At 68.3% G+C, this 23,238-nt stretch carries 21 protein-coding genes and 1 pseudogene; 19 read left to right on the top strand and 3 right to left on the bottom strand.

All coding sequences use genetic code 11. The features are described 5' to 3' along the window. Nucleotides 1-30: 30 nt before the first annotated feature. Nucleotides 31-816, bottom strand: a complete 786-nt coding sequence (locus tag ACNUDN_RS12525) for a potassium channel family protein (protein ID WP_419122243.1) — start codon at nt 814-816, stop codon at nt 31-33. 58 nt (nt 817-874) lie between these two features. Between ACNUDN_RS12525 and ACNUDN_RS12530 the strand changes: the two genes are divergently transcribed. From ACNUDN_RS12530 to aroB, 9 genes and pseudogenes are all read left to right on the top strand, one after another. Then, the gene (locus tag ACNUDN_RS12530) at nt 875-1,264 is read left to right on the top strand and encodes a secondary thiamine-phosphate synthase enzyme YjbQ (protein WP_419125134.1); all 390 of its coding nucleotides are present in this window, start codon (nt 875-877) and stop codon (nt 1,262-1,264) included. Nucleotides 1,265-1,338: 74 nt separating this feature from the next. Next, nucleotides 1,339-4,041 (top strand): alanine--tRNA ligase, encoded by a 2,703-nt coding sequence (gene alaS / locus ACNUDN_RS12535; RefSeq protein ID WP_419122244.1) that lies wholly within the window; start codon nt 1,339-1,341, stop codon nt 4,039-4,041. Between the two features lie 4 nt (nt 4,042-4,045). Continuing rightward, nucleotides 4,046-4,573 (top strand): Holliday junction resolvase RuvX, encoded by a 528-nt coding sequence (gene ruvX, locus ACNUDN_RS12540; RefSeq protein ID WP_419122245.1) that lies wholly within the window; start codon nt 4,046-4,048, stop codon nt 4,571-4,573. Further along, complete coding sequence (locus ACNUDN_RS12545; RefSeq protein WP_419122246.1) at nt 4,566-5,813, top strand: endolytic transglycosylase MltG; 1,248 nt, start codon at nt 4,566-4,568, stop codon at nt 5,811-5,813. The genes ruvX and ACNUDN_RS12545 overlap by 8 nt, the downstream gene beginning before the upstream one ends. A gap of 7 nt (nt 5,814-5,820) precedes the next feature. Beyond that, complete coding sequence (locus ACNUDN_RS12550) at nt 5,821-6,633, top strand: shikimate dehydrogenase (RefSeq protein WP_419122247.1); 813 nt, start codon at nt 5,821-5,823, stop codon at nt 6,631-6,633. Nucleotides 6,634-6,642: 9 nt separating this feature from the next. After that, nucleotides 6,643-7,083: a prepilin peptidase gene (locus ACNUDN_RS12555; RefSeq protein ID WP_419122248.1), complete on the top strand. Its 441-nt coding sequence runs from the start codon at nt 6,643-6,645 to the stop codon at nt 7,081-7,083. A 49-nt stretch (nt 7,084-7,132) separates the two neighbouring features. Then, nucleotides 7,133-8,347 (top strand): chorismate synthase, encoded by a 1,215-nt coding sequence (gene aroC / locus ACNUDN_RS12560; protein ID WP_419122249.1) that lies wholly within the window; start codon nt 7,133-7,135, stop codon nt 8,345-8,347. Then, nucleotides 8,347-8,856 (top strand): annotated as a pseudogene (locus ACNUDN_RS12565) (shikimate kinase); the annotation flags it as partial. The gene aroC and the pseudogene ACNUDN_RS12565, both read left to right, overlap by 1 nt. Before the next feature lie 149 nt (nt 8,857-9,005). Next, on the top strand, nt 9,006-10,097 hold the full coding sequence (gene aroB, locus ACNUDN_RS12570) for a 3-dehydroquinate synthase (protein ID WP_419122250.1): 1,092 nt from the start codon (nt 9,006-9,008) through the stop codon (nt 10,095-10,097). Here the strand turns inward: aroB and ACNUDN_RS12575 are convergent. Continuing rightward, nucleotides 10,094-10,690 (bottom strand): B-4DMT family transporter, encoded by a 597-nt coding sequence (locus ACNUDN_RS12575; RefSeq protein WP_419122251.1) that lies wholly within the window; start codon nt 10,688-10,690, stop codon nt 10,094-10,096. The two genes, aroB and ACNUDN_RS12575, sit on opposite strands and share 4 nt — an antisense overlap. Nucleotides 10,691-10,723: 33 nt before the next feature. Between ACNUDN_RS12575 and ACNUDN_RS12580 the strand changes: the two genes are divergently transcribed. From ACNUDN_RS12580 to ACNUDN_RS12595, 4 genes are all read left to right on the top strand, one after another. After that, nucleotides 10,724-11,806 (top strand): aminopeptidase P family protein, encoded by a 1,083-nt coding sequence (locus tag ACNUDN_RS12580; RefSeq protein ID WP_419122252.1) that lies wholly within the window; start codon nt 10,724-10,726, stop codon nt 11,804-11,806. A 20-nt stretch (nt 11,807-11,826) separates the two neighbouring features. Further along, nucleotides 11,827-12,390: an elongation factor P gene (gene efp, locus ACNUDN_RS12585; RefSeq protein ID WP_419122253.1), complete on the top strand. Its 564-nt coding sequence runs from the start codon at nt 11,827-11,829 to the stop codon at nt 12,388-12,390. A gap of 116 nt (nt 12,391-12,506) precedes the next feature. Beyond that, nucleotides 12,507-12,992: a transcription antitermination factor NusB gene (nusB, locus tag ACNUDN_RS12590; protein WP_419122254.1), complete on the top strand. Its 486-nt coding sequence runs from the start codon at nt 12,507-12,509 to the stop codon at nt 12,990-12,992. A gap of 130 nt (nt 12,993-13,122) precedes the next feature. Continuing rightward, the gene (locus ACNUDN_RS12595; RefSeq protein ID WP_419122255.1) at nt 13,123-13,953 is read left to right on the top strand and encodes an HpcH/HpaI aldolase/citrate lyase family protein; all 831 of its coding nucleotides are present in this window, start codon (nt 13,123-13,125) and stop codon (nt 13,951-13,953) included. Between the two features lie 63 nt (nt 13,954-14,016). On the opposite strand, the gene ACNUDN_RS12600 is transcribed toward ACNUDN_RS12595, so the two are convergent. Continuing rightward, nucleotides 14,017-15,222, bottom strand: coding sequence for a serine hydrolase domain-containing protein (locus tag ACNUDN_RS12600; protein ID WP_419122256.1), 1,206 nt, complete (start codon nt 15,220-15,222; stop codon nt 14,017-14,019). A 103-nt stretch (nt 15,223-15,325) separates the two neighbouring features. Between ACNUDN_RS12600 and pyrR the strand changes: the two genes are divergently transcribed. The 6 genes from pyrR to carB all read left to right on the top strand — a co-directional run bounded on the left by pyrR (nt 15,326) and on the right by carB (nt 23,236). Next, complete coding sequence (gene pyrR / locus ACNUDN_RS12605) at nt 15,326-15,907, top strand: bifunctional pyr operon transcriptional regulator/uracil phosphoribosyltransferase PyrR (RefSeq protein WP_419122257.1); 582 nt, start codon at nt 15,326-15,328, stop codon at nt 15,905-15,907. Next, on the top strand, nt 15,904-16,875 hold the full coding sequence (locus ACNUDN_RS12610) for an aspartate carbamoyltransferase catalytic subunit (RefSeq protein WP_419122258.1): 972 nt from the start codon (nt 15,904-15,906) through the stop codon (nt 16,873-16,875). Before pyrR ends, ACNUDN_RS12610 begins: the two co-directional genes overlap by 4 nt. Then, complete coding sequence (locus tag ACNUDN_RS12615; RefSeq protein WP_419122259.1) at nt 16,872-18,155, top strand: dihydroorotase; 1,284 nt, start codon at nt 16,872-16,874, stop codon at nt 18,153-18,155. Before ACNUDN_RS12610 ends, ACNUDN_RS12615 begins: the two co-directional genes overlap by 4 nt. After that, nucleotides 18,152-18,655, top strand: coding sequence for a PH-like domain-containing protein (locus ACNUDN_RS12620; RefSeq protein WP_419122260.1), 504 nt, complete (start codon nt 18,152-18,154; stop codon nt 18,653-18,655). Before ACNUDN_RS12615 ends, ACNUDN_RS12620 begins: the two co-directional genes overlap by 4 nt. After that, nucleotides 18,652-19,782: a glutamine-hydrolyzing carbamoyl-phosphate synthase small subunit gene (carA, locus tag ACNUDN_RS12625; RefSeq protein WP_419122261.1), complete on the top strand. Its 1,131-nt coding sequence runs from the start codon at nt 18,652-18,654 to the stop codon at nt 19,780-19,782. The genes ACNUDN_RS12620 and carA overlap by 4 nt, the downstream gene beginning before the upstream one ends. Nucleotides 19,783-19,885: 103 nt before the next feature. Further along, entirely contained in the window at nt 19,886-23,236 is a 3,351-nt protein-coding gene (gene carB / locus ACNUDN_RS12630) for a carbamoyl-phosphate synthase large subunit (protein WP_419122262.1), read from the top strand. The last annotated feature ends 2 nt before the right edge of the window (nt 23,237-23,238 follow it).

Genomic DNA, 23,238 nt, shown 5'->3' on the forward strand with positions numbered 1-23,238 from the left:
CCCTGGCGCCCAATCGAATAAACGCCGGCGTCAATCGGTTCCGGTGGACCGGGAAACCGGCTCGGTGTGCCGCATCGGGTGTCCGAGGTGTTGGTCGCGGCGCTGCTGCGCCTCGTAGAGTCGGCGCACTTCGGCACGCAACGCATCGATCTGCGCGGCGGTCGCTGCCTGATTCGCGGTGTCTTCCTCGGCGACCCGCTGCACGATCCAGGACGCCAGCGTGGCGGTGACCACACCCAACAGGCTGATGCCGCCGACCATCAGCAACGCCGCCACCACCCGACCGGTGGTCGTCACCGGCGCGAGGTCGCCGTAGCCGACGGTGGTGACAGTGGTCATCGCCCACCACAGCGCGTCACCGAACGAGGTGATCTCGGCCCCGGGCGCATGCCGCTCGGCGTCGAGGACCGCCAGCGACGCGACGTAGATGAGCAGAATCGATCCGCCGACGGTGTACATCGCCACCCTGCCGCGGATGGCGTCACCGGCCGCGCGATGCATGGCAGAGATGAGCACCACCAGACGCAACAACCGCAGCGGGCGCAGGAACGGCAGCGCGACGATCGCCAGATCCAGCAGATGGCGCACGAACCACCGCCACCGCCGGTCGGCCAGCGCCAGGCGGATGAGGTAATCGGCGACGAACGCGATATAGAGCACGGTGTTGAGCAGTTGCAGCGCGCCGCCCACCGGAGCCGGGGGCTGGGCGAGCACCTGTATCGAGTACGTCACCAAGAAGACCAGGGCGACGCCGGCGAGCGGCCACTCCGACCGTTTCTCCCACTGCTGCAACGTGAGCTTGGGGCGTTGGCGCACCGGTCACTTCCTTTCGGGCCGTGGCAGGCCTTCTACGCTCGGACAGATGAACACCGAAGTGCTCGATCTGGACACCTCCGACCGCCGCATCGTCGATCTGACCTCGGCGGTGCGGGACTTCTGCGCGGCGCACCGGGACGGTCTGTGCAACGTATTCGTGCCCCACGCGACCGCCGGGTTGGCCGTCATCGAGACCGGCGCAGGCTCCGATGACGACCTTATCGAGACGCTGGAGCGACTTCTGCCCCGAGACGACCGCTACCGACACGCCCACGGATCACCCGGTCACGGCGCCGACCACGTCCTCCCCGGGTTGGTGTCGCCGTCGGTGACGGTACCGGTGGCGGGCGGGGAGCCGCTGTTGGGGACGTGGCAGAGCATCGTCCTGGTGGACTTGAACAGGGACAATCCTCGGCGTTCGGTGCGCCTGAGCTTCGTGTCGGGCTGACGGTCTCGGCGAGTCGGCGACCGGTACTGTGGTGCGGTCGAGTATTCGCAGGTTGGACCGAAGGACACCAGGACGTGGAGACACACGAGATCAGGAAGCGCTTCCTTGATCACTTCGTGAAGGCGGGTCATACCGAGGTGCCCAGCGCCTCGGTGATCCTCGACGACCCCAACTTGCTCTTCGTCAACGCCGGCATGGTGCAGTTCGTGCCGTACTTCCTCGGCCAGCGCACCCCCCCGTGGGATCGTGCCGTCAGCGTCCAGAAGTGCATCCGCACCCCGGACATCGACGAGGTGGGGATCACCACCCGGCACAACACGTTCTTCCAGATGGCCGGCAACTTCAGCTTCGGCGACTACTTCAAGAAGGGCGCGATCGAGTTCGCCTGGACCCTGCTGACCAACCCGGTCGAACAGGGCGGGTACGGCTTTGATCCCGAACGGCTCTGGGCCACCGTCTATCTCGACGACGACGAGGCCATCGGTTACTGGCAGGAGGTGGCCGGCCTGCCGCTGGAGCGCATCCAGCGCCGCGGTATGGCCGACAACTACTGGTCGATGGGCATCCCCGGACCGTGCGGACCCTCTTCGGAGATCTACTACGACCGAGGGCCCGACTACGGTGTCGAAGGCGGACCCGAAGCCAACGAAGACCGCTACATCGAGATCTGGAATCTCGTGTTCATGCAGAATGAGCGCGGCGAAGGAACCTCCAAAGAGGACTTCGAGATCCTGGGCCCGTTGCCGCGCAAGAACATCGACACCGGCATGGGCATCGAGCGGGTGGCCTGTCTGTTGCAGGGCGTGGACAACGTCTACGAGACCGATCTGCTGCGTCCGGTGATCGACCTCGTCGCCGGTCTGGCGCCGCGCGGGTATGCCCAGGGCTCACACGCCGATGACGTCCGTTACCGGATCATCGCCGACCACACCCGAACCGCCGCGATCATCATCGGTGACGGGGTCAGTCCCGGCAACGAGGGTCGCGGGTATGTGTTGCGGCGTCTGCTGCGGCGCATCATCCGGGCCGCCAAACTGCTCGGGGTGGACCGGCCGGTCATGTCGGAGCTGATGGTCACGGTCCGCGACGCCATGAGCCCGTCCTATCCCGAACTGGCGAAGGACTTCGATCGCATCCAGCGCATCGCCGTCGCCGAGGAGACCGCGTTCAACCGCACGCTGGCCTCCGGCTCCCGGCTGTTCGACGAGGCCGCCCGCGCCACCAAGGCCTCAGGTGCGGGGAAGCTCTCCGGCCGTGACGCGTTCACACTGCACGACACCTACGGCTTTCCGATCGAGCTGACCCTGGAAATGGCCGCCGAGGCCGACCTGAGCGTCGACGAGGAGGGCTTCCGTGGCCTGATGGCCGAACAGCGGGCCCGCGCCAAAGCCGATGCGGCAGCGCGCAAGCAGGCCCACACCGATCTGTCGGCCTACCGTGAACTCGTCGACGCCGGACCTACCGAATTCACCGGCTTCGACGAGTTGACCACCGAGGCAAGGGTTCTCGGCATATTTGTGGACGGCAAGCGAGTTCCGGTGGTGGCGCACACCGGCCGCGACGGTGCCCACGAGCGTGTGGAGCTGATCCTGGACCGCAGCCCGTTCTACGCCGAATCGGGCGGCCAGATCGCCGACGAGGGCTCCATCTCCGGCACCGGATCTTCGGAGACGACCAGAGCCGCTGTCACCGATGTCCAGAAGATCGCCAAAACGCTGTGGGCACACCGGGTCAACGTGGAGTCCGGAGAGTTCGTCGAAGGTGACACCGTCGTCGCCGCTGTCGACCCGCGGTGGCGCCACGGCGCCACCCAGGGGCACTCGGGTACCCACATGGTGCACGCGGCCCTGCGACAGGTGTTGGGCCCCAATGCTGTTCAGGCCGGATCGTTGAACCGGCCGGGTTATCTGCGCTTCGACTTCAACTGGCAGGGCGGGCTCAGCGACGACCAGCGCGCTCAGATCGAGGAAGTCACCAACCAGGCCGTCGAAGCCGACTTCGAGGTGCACAGCTTCACCACCGGCCTGGAGCAGGCCAAGGCCATGGGCGCGATGGCGCTCTTCGGCGAGAACTACCCCGACGAGGTGCGGGTGGTAGAGATCGGTGGTCCGTTCTCCCTTGAGCTCTGCGGCGGAACCCATGTGCGCAGCTCGGCTCAGATCGGGCCGGTGACGATCCTCGGGGAGTCCTCGGTGGGTTCCGGCGTGCGCCGGGTGGAAGCCTACGTAGGACTGGACTCGTTCCGTCACCTGGCCAAGGAGCGCGCGCTGATGGCGGGCCTGGCCTCATCGCTGAAGGTGCCGTCGGAGGAGGTGCCTGCGCGGGTCGCGACGCTGGTGGAGCGACTGCGCGCCGCCGAGAAGGAACTCGACCGGATGCGTCTGGCCGGCGCGCGCTCGGCCGCGGTGAACGCCGCTGCCGGCGCCGAGCAGATCGGCGCCGTCCGACTGGTGGCGCAGCGGATGGCCGGCGGGGTGTCCGCGGGCGACCTGCGGTCGCTGGTCGGCGACATTCGGGGCAAGCTGGGCAGCGATCCCGCGGTGATCGCGCTGATCGCCGGTCCGGCAGGCGACAACGACTCGGTCCCGTTCGTGGTGTCGGTCAACCAGGCCGCTCAGGACCACGGACTGCGCGCCGACGAATTGGTCAAGCTGGTAGCGGCCGCGGTCGACGGCCGCGGCGGAGGCAAGGCAGATCTGGCGCAGGGTTCCGGCAAGGGCGCGGCGGGTACCGACGCCGCGCTGGCAGCGATACGCGCGGAGATAGGCCGGAGTTGACCCCGTGCCCGACACCGACTGGACCAGCCGCGTACCCGATCGGCCTGGAGATCCGAACACGGCTCCGGACCCGGGACGCGGACGTCGCCTCGGTGTCGACGTCGGCACGGTACGGATCGGCGTCGCCGTCAGCGATCCGGATGCGATCCTGGCCACCCCGGTCGAGACGGTGATCCGCGACAGTCGCGGAACCAAACACGTGCGCCGGCTGGCCGCGCTGGTAGAGGAGTACCGAGCGGTCGAAGTGGTGATCGGTCTGCCGCGGACACTGGCCGACCGTGCCGGGGCGTCGGCCCGGGACGCCGTGGCGGTCGCGCAGGCGCTGGCCGAACGGATCGCGCCGGTACCAGTACGTTTGAGTGACGAGCGCTTCACCACGGTGACGGCGCAGCGTGCCCTGCGGGAGGCAGGTGTTCGTGCCCGCGGTCAACGATCGGTGATCGATCAGGCCGCGGCGGTGGGGATCCTTCAGAGCTGGTTGGACCAGCGGCGGGCAGCGCTGCCCGCACACGGAGAGGTCTTGGATGACTGAGGATTGGCGCAGTGACCGTGCCGAACCGCTCGCGGTGGGGCCACCGCGGCGGCGGATGACGCGGCGTGAGCGGGCCCGCGAGGCGCGCCTGCGCCGGAGGCGGCGCGTCGCCGCCGTAGTGGCGTTGTCGCTGCTCACCGTGATCGTGGTCGTTGCGGTGTTCCTCGGCTCGAAGATGTGGAACTCACTGTTCGGCGGCTCTAGCGGCGATTTCGCCGGCGCCGGTGTCAACGATGTCGTCATCGAGGTTCACGACGGGGACTCCACCACCGCGATCGGTCAGACGCTGCAGGACAACAATGTCGTCGCCAACGTGAAGGTGTTCGTCGACGCCGCCGACGGCAACGCGGCGATCTCGGCGATCCAGCCCGGGTTCTACAAGGTCCGCACCGAGATTCCGGCCGCCGACGCGGTACAGCGGCTCGCCGATCCGGACAGCCGGGTGGGCAGGCTGGTCATCCCCGAAGGACGACAGCTCGACGATGTGCGCGACGTCAAGACCAACGCCGTCACCGAAGGGATCCTCACGCTGATCTCCAACGCATCGTGCGTAGAGCTCGACGGGGACCGCCGCTGCGTGTCGGCCGACGATCTCAAGAGCATCGCCGGCAACGCCGACCCGGCCCAGTTGGAGGTGCCGGGATGGGCGACCGCCGCGGTCGAGGCGATGGGGTCAGACCATCGCCGGCTCGAAGGTCTCATCGCGCCCGGCACCTGGAACATCGACCCGTCGGCGCAACCGCAGCAGATCCTGGCCGAGCTGATCAGCACCAGCGCGGCCCAGTACGAGGCGGGCGGACTGCTCGACACCGCCGCCACGCTGAACATGACGCCCTATCAGATCCTCACGGTTGGCTCCCTGGTGCAGCGGGAAGCCACCCCGGAGGATTTCTCCAAGGTCGCGCGGGTGATCTACAACCGGCTCGCCGAGAACCGCACCTTGGAGTTCGACTCGACAGTGAACTATCCGCTGGACCTGATCGAGGTCGCCACCACCGACGCCGATCGCGCCCAAGCGACGGAGTGGAACACCTACGTCCGTCCCGGGCTTCCTGCCACCCCGATCTGTTCGCCGAGCCTGCCGGCACTGCTGGCTGCCGAACAACCCGAGCCAGGAGACTGGCTGTACTTCGTGACCGTGGACATGCAGGGCACCACCTTGTTCACCCGGGAATACGAGCAGCACCTTGCGAACATCGAGATCGCACGGCGCAACGGCGTGCTGGACTCGGCCCGGTAATGCCGCGATGACCGGTGGACCTCGACGGGCAGCCGTCCTGGGCTCGCCGATTCGCCACTCGCGCTCACCGCAGCTGCATCTGGCGGCCTACCGGGCTCTGGGGTTGACGGAGTGGACCTACGACCGCATCGAGTGCACCGGCGAGCAACTGCCCGGCGTGGTGGCCGGGTTCGGGCCCGAGTGGGTCGGGGTTTCGGTGACGATGCCGGGTAAGTTCGCCGCGCTGCGGGTCGCCGACGAGGCCACCGATCGCGCTCGGCTGCTCGGCTCGGCCAACACGTTGGTGCGCACTGCGAAGGGTTGGCGCGCCGACAACACCGATGTGGACGGCGTCGTCGGAGCCCTGTCCACAACGGCGGTGTCCGACCGCGCGATGGTGATCGGCTCGGGTGGCACCGCGCCGGCGGTGGTCGTCGGGCTGGTGACATTGGGCGCCCGCGCGGTGACGGTGGCCGCCCGCAACGCCACCAAAGCCGCCGCCCTGATCGACCTTGCCCGGCGGTGCGGCGCCGCGGCCGACTGGATCGGCCTCGAGGACGACCGGCTGGCCGCCGCGGTGTCCGGTGTCGACGTGGTGGTCAACACGGTGCCCGCCGACGCCGTCGCCCCGCACGCGCCCGCGTTGGCAGCCACCCCGGTGCTGCTCGACGCCATCTACGATCCGTGGCCCACCCCGCTGGCGGCTGCGGTGGACGCGGCCGGTGGTCGGGTGATCGGCGGGCTCGAGATGCTGCTGAATCAGGCCGTCACGCAGGTCGAGCAGTTCACCGGGCGGCCCGCACCGAAAGAGGCGATGAGACAGGCGCTCGCGCGGTCATAGCCTGATCGGATGGGGCAGGCGGGGCAGGCGGTGGCCGTGATCGGTGTGTCGGTGTGGTTGATCGTGTTGAGTGCGTTCGACATCCGGCTGCGGCGGTTGCCCAACCTGCTCACAGTGCCCGGAGCGGCGGCGATCTTGACCTACGCGGTGCTGGCCGGGCACGGTCGCGCCGCCGCACTCGGCGCGGCCGCGCTGTTCACGATCTACGCCACGGTGCACCTGATCGCGCCGTCGGCCATGGGTGCCGGAGATGTCAAACTCGCGGTCGGCCTCGGCGCGCTGACCGGGTCGTTCGGTGCCGATGTCTGGGTGGTGGCCGCTCTCGGGGCGGCGCTGTTGACCGCGGGGCTGGCCCTGTGTATGCGTTCGACGGGTGCGGCGCCGAGCGTGCCGCACGGGCCGTCGATGTGCTTGTCGTCCGGTGCGGTGATCGCGCTGGTTCTGCTCTAGCACCGGCGGGTTTTCCGGACTGCGGGTTCGCCGTGCGAAAATGGGTCGCGTGTTGCGATGGACTACTGCAGGTGAATCCCACGGTCGGGCGTTGGTGGCCATGGTCGAGGGGATGGTCGCCGGCGTCCAGGTGACCACCCAGGACATCGCTGCCCAGCTGGCCCGCCGTCGCCTGGGTTACGGGCGCGGCGCCCGGATGAAGTTCGAGCAGGACCAGGTCACCATGCTGACCGGGGTGCGGCACGGGGTCACTCTCGGCGGCCCGATCGCCATCGAGATCGGCAACACGGAGTGGCCGAAATGGGAGGCGGTGATGGCTCCCGATCCGGTCGATCCCGCGACGCTGGCCGACAGCGCCGCCCGTAACGCGCCGTTGACGCGGCCGCGTCCGGGACACGCCGACTACGCGGGCATGCTCAAGTACGGGTTCGACGACGCCCGCCCGGTGCTGGAGCGCGCCAGCGCGCGCGAGACCGCCGCCCGGGTCGCCGCCGGAACCCTGGCCCGCGCGTTCCTCAAGCAGGCGCTCGGGGTTGAGATCGTGTCGCACGTCATCTCGATCGGCGCGTCGACGCCCTATGCCGGTCCGCCACCGCAGGCTCAGGATCTGGCGGCAGTCGACGCCAGCCCGGTTCGGGCGTTCGACGCCGACAGCGAGGCGCTGATGATCGCCGAGATCGAGGCCGCCAAACGAGACGGTGACACCCTTGGCGGGGTGGTCGAGGTGGTCGCACATGGTCTGCCTGTCGGACTGGGATCGTTCACCAGCGGCGACAACCGGCTCGACAGTCAACTGGCCGGCGCGGTGATGGGCATCCAGGCGATCAAGGGCGTCGAGATCGGCGACGGGTTCGAGACGGCGCGTCGGCGGGGCAGCGTCGCACACGACGAGATCTATCCCGGCCCGGACGGGCTGATGCGCTCCACCAACCGGGCCGGCGGTCTGGAAGGCGGCATGACCAACGGGCTGCCGGTTCGCGTGCGCGCGGCGATGAAACCGATCTCCACCGTGCCGCGGGCACTGGCCACGGTGGACATGTCCACCGGTGAGGAGGCCGTCGCGATCCACCAGCGCTCCGACGTGTGCGCGGTACCCGCAGCCGGTGTGGTCGTCGAGACGATGGTGGCGCTGGTGCTGGCCCGTGCGGCGCTGGAGAAGTTCGGGGGCGACTCGCTTGAGGAGACGCAGGCCAACATCGACAACTATCTGCGGGCTGTGGCGGCGCGCGAACCGTCCACCAGCGGGGCAAGGGCATCGGGTTGATGGCGCCCAAGGCGGTTCTGGTCGGCCTACCCGGTTCGGGGAAGTCCACCATCGGGCGTCGGCTGGCCAAGAGCCTGCAGGTGCCGCTGCTGGACACCGATGTCGCCATCGAGCAGGCCACCGGCCGCACCATCGCTGATATCTTCGCCACCGATGGCGAGACCGAGTTCCGTCGCATCGAGGAGAAGGTCATCCGTGACGCGCTGGCCGGTCACGACGGCGTGCTCTCGCTCGGGGGCGGGGCGGTCACGACCGCAGGCGTGCGGGAGGCGTTGTGCGGTCACACCGTGATCTATCTGGAGATCAGCGCCGCAGAAGGCGTGCGGCGCACCGGCGGCTCGACCGTGCGGCCGTTACTGGCCGGCCCTGACCGCAACGAAAAGTACAAAAAGCTGATGGCGCAACGGGTTCCGCTGTACCGCCAGGTTGCCACGATGCGCGTCAACACCAATCACCGCAACCCGGGTGCGGTGGTGCGGCACATCGTCACCCGGCTGGAGAACCCCTCGGCCAAGCCGGAGCGCCGTCGCAGGCGACCGGTGTGGCGCCGCGCACCGTTGTCGCTGACCGCATCGCCGTCGACCGAGGCGCCGCCGAGTCCCGCTGCAGTCGCGGCCAAAAAGAGCACGGGAACGCCGTGCCGGAGAAAGGACACGCAGTGACACAGCCGGCGACAGATCCGGTGACCGTCGAAGTGCACACCGATCCGCCCTACCCGGTGATCATCGGCACAGGACTGCTCGGCGATCTGACGCGCGTGCTCGACGGCAGGCACAAGGTTGCGATCCTGCACCAGCCCACGCTCACGCAGACTGCGGAGGCGATCCGAAACCACTTGGCAGAGCAGGGAATCGACGCGCACCGTATCGAGCTGCCGGACGCCGAGGGTGGCAAGGAGCTTCCGGTCGTCGGATTCATCTGGGAGGTGCTCGGCCGAATCGGGGTCGGGCGCAAGGACGCCATCGTGAGTCTCGGCGGCGGGGCGGCCACCGACGTCGCGGGCTTCGCGGCGGCGACCTGGCTGCGCGGGGTCGACATCGTGCATGTGCCGACCACGCTGCTGGGCATGGTCGACGCGGCGGTGGGCGGAAAAACCGGAATCAACACCGACGCCGGCAAGAACCTGGTCGGAGCGTTTCATCAGCCCGCTGCGGTGCTGATCGACCTCGCGACGCTGGAATCGTTGCCACGCAACGAGATCGTGGCCGGGATGGCCGAGGTCGTGAAGGCCGGCTTCATTGCCGACCCCGTCATCCTCGACATGATCGAGGCAGATCCCCAGGCCGCGCTCGACCCGACCGGTCCGGTGCTGCCGGAATTGATCCGGCGCGCGGTGGCGGTCAAGGCCGAGGTGGTCGCCGCGGATGAGAAGGAATCGCAGCTGCGCGAGATCCTGAACTACGGTCACACCCTGGCGCATGCGATCGAGCGTCGCGAGCGCTACCAGTGGCGCCACGGCGCCGCGGTTTCGGTGGGGCTGGTCTTTGCCGCGGAGTTGGGTCGGCTGGCCGGCCGCCTCGACGACGCCACCGCCGATCGGCACCGAGCCATCCTGACCGCACTGGGGCTTCCGGTCACCTACGACGCCGACGCGCTGCCCCAGCTGATGGAGGCGATGCTCGGCGACAAGAAGACCCGCGCCGGTGTGCTGCGGTTCGTGGTCCTCGACGGTCTCGGCAAACCGGGCCGGCTGGAAGGCCCGGACCCGTCACTGCTGGCCGCGGCGTACGCCGAGGTGGCGCGCAGCTAGTTGTCGCGCCGCTCGGCGGGGCGGTCCTCCTCGGCGAGCGCCACCGGAGAGGTCTGCTGCTCGACCTCGGCGCCGGTGGGATAGGTCTCGGAATCCCGATCCTCGCGCACCGCGGCGAACACGTCGGTGTCGGCGCGGTCGTCGTCGCCTTCCCGCCGCCTGGGCTGGTCGGGGGTCTTGCGGTCGACGAGCCAGTGCCCGGCCGCGACGCCGATGATCGCGGCGATGAACACCAGCAGCGCGGTGAATGCGGCGAAGGTGGTGAGTTCGTTGATCAGTCCCTCGACGTAGAGGTTCCGGTAGAACACCCCGATGAACCAGGCCACCGCGCCGCTGACCACGCCGGCGAACAGACCCGCCAGCAGCCAGGTCATCGCCAGGTCCTGGCGCCGGTCGGGATCGGGGTTGTTGCGGGCGTCGTTACGGCCGTCGACGTAGCCCCACGCCAACACCACGACCGCGAAGGCCGAGACCAGGATGGCGCTGATCAGACCCGCCCTGGTCTCCCAGGCGTTGATCATCGCGCCCTGCAGAAGTCGGACGATGACCATCAGGGCCGCGAACACCAGTCCGCGCAGCAACCACTTACTCATGAGGCCACACCTTAGCGAGTAGCGTCACCGGCTGTGACGATTTCTCAGCGCCGCGACCGGCTGCGCCGACGCCTGGCAGCAGCCGAACTGGACGCCATGCTGGTGTCCGACCTGGTCAACGTCCGTTACCTGTCCGGATTCACCGGTTCCAACGCCGCCCTGCTGGTGCTCGCCGACCACGAAACGCCGGTGCTGGCCACCGACGGCCGCTACCGCACCCAGGCGGCCCGGCAGGCGGCCGACGCCGAGGTGATCATCGAACGGGCGTGTGGCGCCCGGCTGGCCGCGCGGGCGGCTGAAGCGGGCGTGCGCACGCTGGGATTCGAAAGCCACATCGTCACCGTCGACGCCTTCGCGGCGCTGAGCGGGGCGGTCGGCGACCGGTGCGAGTTCGTGCGCGCGCCGGGAACCGTGGAGGGTCTGCGGGAGGTCAAGGACGCCGGAGAGATCGCGCTGCTCCGTCTGGCCTGTGAAGCCGCCGATGCGGCGCTGCAGGACCTGCTCGACCGTGGCGGCGTGCGCGCGGGCCGCACCGAGAAGGATGTCCGTAACGAACTGGAGGCGTTGATGCTGGCCCACGGCGCCGATGCCGCGTCGTTCGAGACGATCGTCGCGGCCGGGCCCAACTCGGCCATCCCGCATCACCGGCCCACCGACGCGGTGCTTGCTGCCGGTGATTTCGTCAAGATCGACTTCGGTGCGCTGGTCGCCGGCTACCACTCCGACATGACCCGTACCTTCGCCCTGGCGCCGGTCGCGCAGTGGCAGCGCGACATCTACGCGCTGGTCGCCGATGCACAGCGGGCCGGCCGGGAGGCGCTGGCGCCAGGTGTGGCGCTTAAGGAGGTGGACGCAGCCGCGCGGCAGGTCATCGCCGACGCCGGGTACGCTGAGAACTTCGGGCACGGCCTCGGCCACGGGGTGGGATTGCAGATCCACGAAGCGCCGGGAATCAACGCCACCGCCGCCGGTACACTGCTTGCTGGCTCGGCCGTGACCGTGGAGCCCGGTGTCTACCTGCCCGACCGCGGCGGTGTCCGCATCGAGGACACGCTCGTGGTCGACAAGCGCCCCGAACTACTCACCAGGTTTTCCAAAGAGCTGGTGATCATCTAGAAAGCTAGGAGTACAACCGCGTGGCATCGACCGCCGACTTCAAGAACGGGCTCGTCCTTCAGATCGACGGCCAGCTGTGGCAGATCGTCGAGTTCCAGCACGTCAAGCCCGGCAAGGGTCCGGCTTTTGTGCGCACCAAGCTGAAGAATGTGGTGTCCGGAAAGGTCGTCGACAAGACCTACAACGCCGGGGTGAAGGTGGAGACCGCGACGGTGGACCGTCGCGATGCCACCTATCTCTACCGCGACGGCTCGGACTTCGTGTTCATGGATTCCGAGGATTACGAGCAGCACCCCCTGCCCGAAGCGCTGGTCGGGCGGGCCGCCGGGTTCCTCCTGGAGAGCATGCCCGTGCAGATCGCCTTCCACGACGGCACACCGCTGTATCTGGAGTTGCCGGTCACCGTCGAGCTTGAGGTCGCCCACACCGAGCCCGGTCTGCAGGGCGATCGGTCCAGCGCGGGAACCAAGCCCGCCACGATGGAGACCGGCGCCGAGATCCAGGTTCCGCTGTTCATCAACACCGGCGACAAGCTCAAGGTGGACTCTCGCGACGGCAGCTACCTGGGAAGGGTCAATGCCTGACACCCCGGCGAGCGGAGTGACGGGGGATTGGCGTTCTCGGCGAGCGGAGCGACCGGGGATTGAAGTCCGGCGAGCGGAGCGACGGGGGATTGAAGTCCGGCGAGCGGAGCGACGGGGTGAGTGACCGCAAGGGCGACCGGGGTCGACACCAGGCGCGTAAGCGTGCCGTAGACCTGCTCTTCGAGGCCGAGGCGCGCGGCATATCCGCTGCGGAAGTCGCGGAAGGTCGAAACGCGTTGGCGGACAAGAAGGCCGACGACATGACTCCGCTCAATCCCTACACGGTGACAGTGGCGCAGGGGGTAACGGCGCATGCGGCGCACATCGACGATCTGATCTCGGCGCATCTGCAGGGCTGGACGCTGGACCGCCTCCCCGCGGTCGACCGGGCCATTCTGCGGGTCGCGGTGTGGGAGCTGCTGCACGCCGAGGACGTGCCGGAGCCGGTGGCCGTCGACGAGGCGGTGGAGCTGGCCAAACAGCTCTCGACCGACGACTCGCCGGGATTCGTCAACGGCGTGCTGGGTCAGGTGATGCTGGTGACGCCACAGATCCGGGCCGCGGCAGCCGCGGTGCAGAGCGGTGGCGACGGCGGCACGTAGCCGTGGCCGCGACGGTGACCGGATGCGACCGTGCCCGGGCAGTGCGAACCACCTGGCCGACGTCAGAAACCGGGGTGAACAAAATGTGCGCAACCTGTTGGCCGTCGTCCACGGCAGCCACGATGGACGGGTGACGGTCTTCCCTCAAACGCAGCGCACGTGCCGCCCGCACTGGTCCCTGGCCAGGACGTGGCTGCTGCAGCCGGGCCGGCCCGGCTTTGACACGACGCTGTCCGACGCCGCAGATGTCGTGGTCCTCGATGTCGAGGACGGTCTGCCCGACGCGGAGAAGCCGGCGGGACGGCGGGCCGTGGGGCAGTGGCTGCGTGACGGCGGGAACGCCTGGGCGCGGATCAACGCTGCGGGCACGTCGGACTGGGATGCCGATCTGGAGGTGGTGGGTCCGGCTCCCGGGTTGGCCGGGGTGATGCTGGCCAAGACCGAGTCCGGGACCGACATCGCCGCGACCTCCTCGCGACTTCCCGCCGGAACACCGATCGTGGCGTTGGTGGAATCGGCGCTCGGAGTCGAGGCCGCGCTCGAGATCGCACGCGCGTGCTCGCGAATCGCGTTCGGGCTCGGGGACTTCCGTCGCGACACCGGGATGTCGGGTGATCCGATGGTGCTGGCGTATCCGCGAGCACGCCTGGTGATCGCCAGTCGGGCTGCCGGGCTGCCCGCCCCGATCGACGGCCCGACCCTGCGCGACGACGTGCACCACCTCGCTCGCGACACCGAGGTCGCCAAGGCGGCCGGCATGACTGCTCGGCTGTGTCTGGACGCCGGCCACGCGGAAGAGATCAACACGCTGCTGAGCCCGTCTGCTCTGGAGATCGACGCGGCGCGACGCACGCTGGCAAGCCTGGACGCGCCGACCGGCGCGTACGACGGCAGCGTCGGACCCAAGCGGGCCCGCGCACAGGCTGTCCTTGATCTCGCGGTCAAGCTCGGTGTGGCTTAGTGCTGTTCACGTGCCTCGGCAGGTGTGCCGCGGCGGCGACAACGCCTCGCTTCTGAGAACCCGTCAGATATCCAATGCCTGATACGTGCTGCGCACGAATTTCGGCTGTGCACTCTGCAGTTTGGCCAACGAGGTGTTTCCGGCCACCGCCGCTGCCGCATCGGCGGTCAGGTTCGGCATGTTCTGGATGAGATAGATGAGGATCACCTCGGCGGATGGGTCGGCCTGCCACCACGTGCCGTAAGCGCCTGGCCAGGAGAACGTGCCGAGCCCGCCGGGGCCGAACAACTGGCGCGACCTACTCGTGTCGGTGACCACCGAGAGATTGAGCCCGAATCCGCGGCCGATCCAGAACGGCGCACCGAGGAAGTCGTGCCGCTTCTGGTCGTCGGTCAGCCTGTCGGTGCGCATCAGGTCCACCGACTTCGGCGCCAATACTCGAACCCCGTCGAGCTCGCCGCCGGCCAACAGCATCCGGGCGAAGCGCAAGTAGTCGTCGACGGTGGAGAACAATCCGGCGCCGCCGGTGCAGAACGGCGGATCGGCAATGGGTGCGGGCCCCATCACGTCGTGCCGCAGGGTGCTGTCCTTGTCGAGCTGGTACATCGTCGCCGCACGGCGCCTGCCGGTCGGACCGACGTGAAAGCCGGTGTCCGACATGCCCAACGGCTCGAAGATCCGCTCGCTGAGCACCTCGCTCAGCGGTTTACCCTCGATGCGGGACAACGCGATGCCCAGCACGTCGGTGGCGTGGCTGTAGGTCAGGCGCTCGCCGGGCTGATGCGCCAGCGGTAGCGCCGACAGTTCGGCGAGCCACCTGTCCTGGTCCTGCCGGGTCGGCAACTTGCGGTACGCGTCCGAAAGTGGGCCCAGCACCGAGAACATGTACGCCAGCCCGCTGCGGTGGGTCATCAGATCTTCCACCGTGATGTGGCGTTGGGCCGGCACGGTGCGGTCGAGCCGTCCGCGGGGTTCGACGAGCACCTTCATGTCGGCGAGCTCGGGCAACCAGGTCGCCACCCGGTCGGTGAGTCGCAGCTTGCCCTCTTCGATCAGCGACATCGCCGCCGCCACCGTCACCGGCTTGGTCATCGACGCGATGCGGAAGATGGTGTCGCGCTGCATGGGTAGCCGAGCCTCGACGTCGCGGTACCCCAGTTCGTTGACCTGCCGCACCTCGCCGGCGTGCCAGACCAGCGTGACGGCACCGGCCAGCAGCCCGGCCTCGATCGCATCGACGATGGAAGTCTTGTTGCGGTCCAGGTTCACCGGGCTGAGGCTACCCGGCGGCCGACCTGCTAAGCTCCGCGGAAGTTTCCGACATCCTTTAACGACCCGTCCCGTGAGGCGGAGAAGGAGGTCCGGCTCACTCGTGGGCGCGCCCGACCAGACCGGTCCCGACCGGGAGCTGATGTCCTCAGCGGACGTCAGCCGCACCATCGCCCGTATCGCGCATCAGATCATCGAGAAGACCGCACTCGACGGTCCGGACGCGCCGCGCGTCATCCTCCTGGGCATCCCGACCCGGGGCGTGACTCTCGCCGCCCGCCTGGCCCGCAACATCGCCGAGTTCAGCGGTACCGAGGTCGCCACCGGCGCGCTCGACACCACGCTCTACCGCGACGATCTGATGAGCAAACCGCCCCGGGCCCTGGCGGAAACCTCGATCCCCGAGGGCGGCATCGACGGTGCGCTCGTCGTCCTCGTCGACGACGTCCTCTACACCGGACGCTCCGTGCGGTCGGCACTCGATGCGCTGCGGGACATCGGTCGTCCGAAGGTCGTTCAGCTCGCCGTGCTCGTCGACCGTGGCCACCGGGAACTGCCGATCCGAGCCGATTACGTCGGCAAGAACGTACCGACGTCGCGCAGCGAGAACGTCAAGGTCAGATTGACCGAGAACGACGGGGCGGACGTGATCTCCATCGCACCGTACGGAGGGCCCCCCAGGTGAAGCATCTATTGACCGCCGCCGACCTCAGCCGTGACGACGCCACCGCGATCCTCGACAACGCCGACCGGTTCGCCGAGGCGCTGGTGGGTCGCGAGGTCAAGAAACTCCCGACGCTGCGGGGCCGCACGATCATCACGATGTTCTACGAGAACTCGACCCGGACCCGGGTGTCGTTCGAAGTCGCCGGGAAGTGGATGAGCGCCGATGTGATCAACGTCAGCTCGTCGGGATCCTCGGTGGTCAAAGGGGAGTCGCTCCGCGACACCGCGCTGACGCTGCGCGCCGCCGGAGCCGACGCGCTGATCATCCGCCACCCCGCTTCCGGTGCCGCCCAGCAGCTCGCCGCGTGGACGCGCGACGAACATGGGGGCCCGTCGGTCATCAATGCCGGCGACGGCACCCACGAGCACCCGACCCAGGCGCTGCTGGACGCGCTGACCATCCGGCAACGGTTGGGTGCGGTCGAGGGCCGGCGAGTCGTCATCGTCGGCGACGTGCTGCACAGCCGCGTCGCGCGGTCCAATGTGGCCCTGCTGCATACCCTCGGTGCGGAAGTCGTGCTGGTGGCCCCGCCCACTCTGTTGCCGGTAGGCGTCTCGCAATGGCCGGTCACCATCTCCCATGATCTCGACGCCGAGCTGCCGCTGGCCGACGCGGTGCTCATGCTGCGGGTGCAGGCCGAACGGATGAACGGTGGTTTCTTCCCGTCTTCACGGGAGTACTCGGTGCGGTACGGACTGTCCGAGACGAGGCAGTCACGCCTCGCCGAACACGCCGTGGTGTTGCACCCCGGTCCGATGCTGCGCGGTATGGAAATCGCGTACTCGGTCGCCGACTCGCCGCAATCGGCAGTACTGCAACAGGTTTCCAACGGTGTTCACGTCCGGATGGCGGTGCTGTTCCACCTGCTCGTCGGGTCCGAGCTGGGGGCGCCGCCCGTTCACGGGGGAGAGGCGGTCAGCGCATGACACTGGTGCTCAAAGGGGTCCGTCTCTACGGCGAGGGTGACCCGGTGGACGTGCTGATTCGCGACGGGCAGATCGCCGAGATCAGCACCGGACTGCAGGCCGACGAGGTCCTCGACTGCACCGACCGGATCCTGCTGCCCGGTTTCGTGGACCTGCACACCCACCTTCGCGAGCCCGGCCGGGAATACGCCGAGGACATCGAAACCGGCTCGGCTGCAGCAGCTCTGGGCGGATACACCGCGGTGTTCGCGATGGCCAACACCGACCCGGTCGCCGATTCGGTGGTGGTCACCGACCACGTGTGGCACCGCGGTCAACAGGTCGGCCTGGTCGACGTGCATCCGGTCGGCGCGGTCACCGTCGGACTTGAGGGCAAGCAGCTCACCGAGATGGGTTTGATGGCCGCCGGCGCCGGGCAGGTGCGGATGTTCTCCGACGACGGCGTCTGTGTGGACGATCCGCTGGTGATGCGGCGGGCACTGGAGTACGCCTCCGGACTGGGGGTGCTCATCGCCCAGCACGCCGAGGAGCCCCGACTGACCGTAGGTGCGGTTGCCCACGAGGGCCCCAACGCCGCGCGGTTGGGACTGGCCGGGTGGCCGAGGGCGGCCGAGGAGTCGATCGTCGCCCGTGACGCGCTGCTGGCCCGCGACGCCGGCGCCCGGGTGCACATCTGCCACGCATCAACAGCCGGAACCGTCGAGCTGCTCAAATGGGCCAAGCAGCAGGGCATCTCGATCACCGCCGAAGTCACCCCGCACCACCTGCTGTTGGATGACTCACGGCTGGACAGCTACGACGGTGTCAACCGGGTCAACCCGCCGCTGCGTGAGGCCGACGACGCGCTGGCGCTGCGCCGTGCCCTGGCCGACGGTGTGATCGACTGCGTCGCCACCGATCATGCACCGCACGGGGCTCATGAGAAGTGCTGTGAGTTCGCCAACGCGCGTCCCGGCATGCTCGGCCTGCAGACCGCGCTGTCGGTGGTGGTGGAGACGATGGTCGATCCGGGCCTGCTCACCTGGCGTGACGTGGCGCGGGTGATGAGTGAGGCCCCCGCCCGCATCGTGGGGTTGCCCGATCAGGGCAGGCCGCTGGAGGTCGGCGAACCGGCCAACCTCACCGTCGTCGATCCGGCGTCGCGCTGGACGGTCAAAGGTCCGGAACTGGCCAGCAGGTCGGACAACACACCCTTCCAGGACATGGAGTTGCCCGCGGTGGTCACCACGACCCTGCTGCGCGGAACGATCACCGCCCGCGACGGGAAGGCCCGAGCGTGAACACCCCGACACTGGTGGCCTCCCTGGTGATGGCGGCGGTGCTGGCCCTGCTGATCGCGGTGCTGATCGGGGCCATGATGCGGGGCTGGCGCCGCCGAGTGGAACGCCAGGCGCAGATCATCGGCACCCTGCCCCCGCTTCCGGACACCGTGGGCCCCGCGCTGGTCCCGGCAACCAAAGGGCTCTATGTCGGCAGCACACTGGCGCCGCATTGGAACGACCGGGTCGCCGCCGGCGACCTCGGGTTCCGGGCCAAAGCCGTCCTCACCCGCTACCCCGAAGGAATCATGTTGCAGCGCACCGGCGCCGGGCCGATCTGGATTCCCGACGACACCATCACCGAGATCCGGGCAGAGAAGAACCTGGCCGGCAAGGCCCTCACCCACGAGGGCATCCTGGCGATCCGCTGGCGACTGCCGTCCGGAACCGAGATTGACACCGGGTTCCGCGCCGACAACCGGCATGACTACGCACAATGGTTCCCCGAGGAGGCCGCATGACCACCACCAAGGCCCTACTGGTCCTCGAGGACGGCCGCATCTTCACCGGTACCGCCTTCGGAGCCGTCGGTGAGACACTCGGCGAGGCGGTCTTCTCCACCGGAATGTCGGGCTATCAGGAGACCCTCACCGATCCGAGCTACCACCGCCAGATCGTCGTCGCGACCGCGCCCCAGATCGGGAACACGGGCTGGAATCACGAGGACAGTGAGAGCCGCGGTGACAAGATCTGGGTCGCCGGATACGCGGTCCGCGATCCGTCGCCGCGCGCCTCGAACTGGCGCGCCACCGGAACCCTCGACGACGAGCTGCGGCGTCAGGGAGTCGTCGGCATCGCCGGTATCGACACCCGCGCCGTGGTGCGCCACCTGCGCAGCCGCGGGTCGATGAAGGCCGGTGTGTTCAGTGGTTCGGCAGCCGACGCCTCCGCCGAAGAGTTGGTGTCGCGGGTAGGTGGACAGGACGCCATGCTCGGCGCGGACCTGGCCGGCGAGGTGAGCACCGACGGTGCTTACATCGTGGAATCCGAAGGCCCACAACGCTTCACCGTTGCCGCGATGGACCTGGGGATCAAGACCAACACCCCGCGCAACTTTGCCGCACGAGGCGTGCGCAGCGTGGTGCTGCCGTCCTCGGCCACCTTCGAGCAGATCGCCGACCTCAAACCGGACGGAGTCTTCCTGTCCAACGGGCCGGGTGACCCGGCGACCGCCGACCACATCGTGGCTGTCACCCGTGAGGTTCTCGACGCCGGGATCCCGCTTTTCGGGATCTGCTTCGGCAACCAGATCCTGGGGCGGGCCCTGGGCCTGTCCACCTACAAGATGGTGTTCGGTCACCGGGGTATCAACATCCCGGTCATCGATCACGCCACGGGCCGCGTCGCGATCACCGCCCAGAACCACGGGTTTGCGCTCGAAGGCGAGGCCGGGCAGACGTTCGACACACCTTTCGGCGCCGCCGTGATCAGTCATACCTGCGCCAACGACGGCACCGTCGAAGGGGTTCGGCTGAGAAACGGGCGCGCGTTCTCGGTGCAGTACCACCCAGAGGCGGCGGCCGGTCCGCGTGATGCGGGTTATCTGTTCGACCAGTTCATCGAGTCGATGGCAGGGCAGGACAAATGACAGGGAACGCTCTGTCGTCGCGCGCGAGCGTGCGCGTTTGTAGGAATTCTCGCGGCGTGTCGTGTGCAGACACGCACGCTCGCGCAGAGGGAGAGAAGTAGCGATGCCACGTCGTCCAGACCTCAACCACGTCCTGGTGATCGGGTCCGGCCCGATCCTGATCGGCCAGGCTGCCGAGTTCGACTACTCCGGCACCCAGGCCTGCCGCGTGCTGCGCGCCGAAGGTCTGCAGGTCACCCTGATCAACTCCAACCCGGCGACGATCATGACCGACCCGGAGTACGCCGACCACACCTACGTGGAGCCGATCACCGCCGACTTCGTCGAGAAGGTCATCGCCCAGCAGGCCGAGCGCGGCAACAAGATCGACGCGCTGCTCCCCACCCTCGGTGGCCAGACCGCACTCAACACCGCGGTCAAGCTCTACGAGAACGGAGCGCTGGAGCGCTACGACGTCGAGCTCATCGGCGCCAACTTCGAGGCGATCCAGCGGGGCGAGGACCGGCAGAAGTTCAAGGACATCGTCACCAAGGTCGGCGGTGAATCCGCCCGCAGCCGGGTGTGTTTCACGATGGACGAGGTGCGCGACACGGTCGCCGAGCTGGGTCTGCCGGTGGTGGTGCGGCCCAGCTTCACCATGGGCGGACTGGGCTCGGGGATGGCGTACTCGGCCGAGGATGTGGACCGGATGGCAGGGGAGGGCCTGGCCGCGTCTCCTTCTGCGAACGTGCTGATCGAGGAGTCCATCTACGGATGGAAGGAATACGAACTCGAGCTGATGCGCGACGGACACGACAACGTGGTCGTGGTGTGCTCGATCGAGAACTTCGACCCGATGGGTGTGCACACTGGCGATTCGGTCACCGTCGCGCCGGCGATGACGCTCACCGATCGTGAGTACCAGACGATGCGCACCCTGGGTATCGAGATCCTGCGCGAGGTCGGCGTCGACACCGGTGGCTGCAACATCCAGTTCGCGGTGAACCCGAAAGACGGACGTCTGATCGTCATCGAGATGAATCCCCGGGTGTCGCGGTCGTCGGCGCTGGCGTCGAAGGCCACCGGATTCCCGATCGCCAAGATCGCGGCCAAGCTCGCGATCGGCTACACCCTCGACGAGATCGTCAACGACATCACCAAGGAGACGCCCGCCTGCTTCGAGCCGACGTTGGACTACGTGGTGGTCAAGGCGCCGCGGTTCGCGTTCGAGAAGTTCCCGGGCGCCGACGGCACGTTGACCACCACCATGAAGTCGGTGGGCGAGGCGATGTCGTTGGGCCGCAACTTCATCGAGGCGCTCGGCAAGGTGATGCGGTCACTGGAGACCACCCGCACCGGGTTCTGGACCGCCGCCGACCCCGACGGCGATGTCGACGCCGTGCTGTCGCGGCTGCGCACCCCGACCGACGGCCGGCTCTACGACATCGAGTACGCGCTGCGGCTCGGAGCCACCGTCGAGCAGGTCGCCGAGGCCTCCGGTGTCGATCCCTGGTTCGTCGACCAGATCGGCGGGCTGGTGCAGCTGCGCGCCGAACTCATCGATGCCCCCGTCCTGGAAGCCGAGCTGCTGCGCCGCAGCAAGCACCACGGACTCTCCGACCGCCAGATCGCCGCGCTGCGTCCGGAACTGGCCGGTGAGATGGGAGTGCGAGCGCTGCGGCAACGCCTCGGAATCCATCCCGTCTTCAAGACCGTCGACACCTGCGCGGCCGAATTCGAGGCCAGGACGCCCTACCACTACAGCAGCTACGAGCTGGACCCGGCCGCCGAAACCGAGGTCGCGCCCCAGACCGAACGGGCCAAGGTGCTCATCCTCGGGTCGGGCCCCAACCGGATCGGGCAGGGCATCGAGTTCGACTACAGCTGTGTGCATGCCGCGACCACGTTGAGCCAGGCCGGGTTCGAGACGGTGATGATCAACTGCAACCCCGAGACGGTGTCCACCGACTACGACACCGCCGACCGACTGTATTTCGAACCGCTGACGTTCGAGGACGTGCTGGAGATCTACTACGCCGAGCAGAGATCCGGTGTGGGTGCCGATGGGCAGGGTCCGGGCGTGGTCGGAGTGATCGTGCAACTCGGCGGCCAGACCCCGCTCGGACTCGCCGAGCGCCTGGAACAGGCCGGCGTCCCGATCGTGGGCACGCCGCCGGAGGCCATCGATCTCGCCGAGGACCGCGGCGAATTCGGCGAGGTGCTGCGCCGGGCCGGTCTGCCCGCGCCGCGCTTCGGGATGGCCACCAGCTTCGACCAGGCCCGCCGCATCGCCGCCGACATCGGATACCCGGTGTTGGTGCGGCCGTCCTACGTCCTGGGCGGCCGCGGCATGGAGATCGTCTACGACGAGGAGACCCTGGAGGGTTACATCACCCGAGCCACCCAGCTCTCCCCGGAACATCCCGTGCTCGTCGACCGCTTCCTCGAAGACGCGATCGAGATCGACGTGGACGCGCTCTGCGACGGAACCGAGGTGTACATCGGCGGGGTCATGGAGCACATCGAAGAAGCCGGCATCCACTCCGGCGACTCGGCGTGTGCACTGCCCCCGGTGACGCTGGGACGCAGCGACATCGAAGCGGTCCGCCGGGCCACCGAGGCGATCGCCTTCGGGATCGGCGTGGTGGGCCTGCTCAATGTGCAGTACGCGCTCAAGGACGACGTCCTCTACGTGCTGGAGGCCAACCCGCGTGCCAGCCGCACCGTCCCGTTCGTGTCCAAGGCGACTGCGGTACCGCTGGCCAAGGCGTGCGCCCGGATCATGCTGGGCGCCACCATCGCCGCACTCCGGGATGAAGGTGTGCTCGCGCGCACCGGTGACGGCGCCACCACCCCGCGCAACGCCCCGGTCGCGGTCAAGGAGGCCGTGCTGCCGTTCCACCGATTCCGCAAAGCCGACGGCTCCCAGATCGATTCGCTGCTGGGCCCGGAGATGAAGTCCACCGGCGAGGTGATGGGCATCGCCCACGATTTCGGCAGCGCATTCGCCAAGAGCCAGACCGCCGCCTACGGCTCGCTGCCCGCCCAGGGCACCGTGTTCGTGTCGGTCGCCAACCGTGACAAGCGTTCGCTGGTGTTCCCGGTCAAGCGCCTCGCCGATCTCGGTTTCCATATTCTGGCCACCGAGGGTACTGCGGAGATGTTGCGCCGCAACGGTATCCCGTGCGATGAGGTCCGCAAGCACTTTCAGGAGGCCAGCGAAGGGCTGCCGCCGATGTCCGCGGTCGACGCGATCAGAGCCGGGCAGGTCGACATGGTGATCAACACCCCCTACGGCAACTCCGGGCCGCGCATCGACGGCTATGAGATCCGTTCGGCGGCGGTGTCGATGAACATTCCGTGTGTGACGACGGTGCAAGGGGCCTCGGCGGCCGTGCAGGGCATCGAGGCCGGTCTTCGTGGGGACATCGGTGTGATGTCGCTGCAGGAACTGCACAGCATGCTGGGGTCGTGAGC

The organism is Mycobacterium sp. smrl_JER01, assembly GCF_048513595.2.
In the GTDB taxonomy this organism is placed as follows: Bacteria; Actinomycetota; Actinomycetes; order Mycobacteriales; family Mycobacteriaceae; genus Mycobacterium.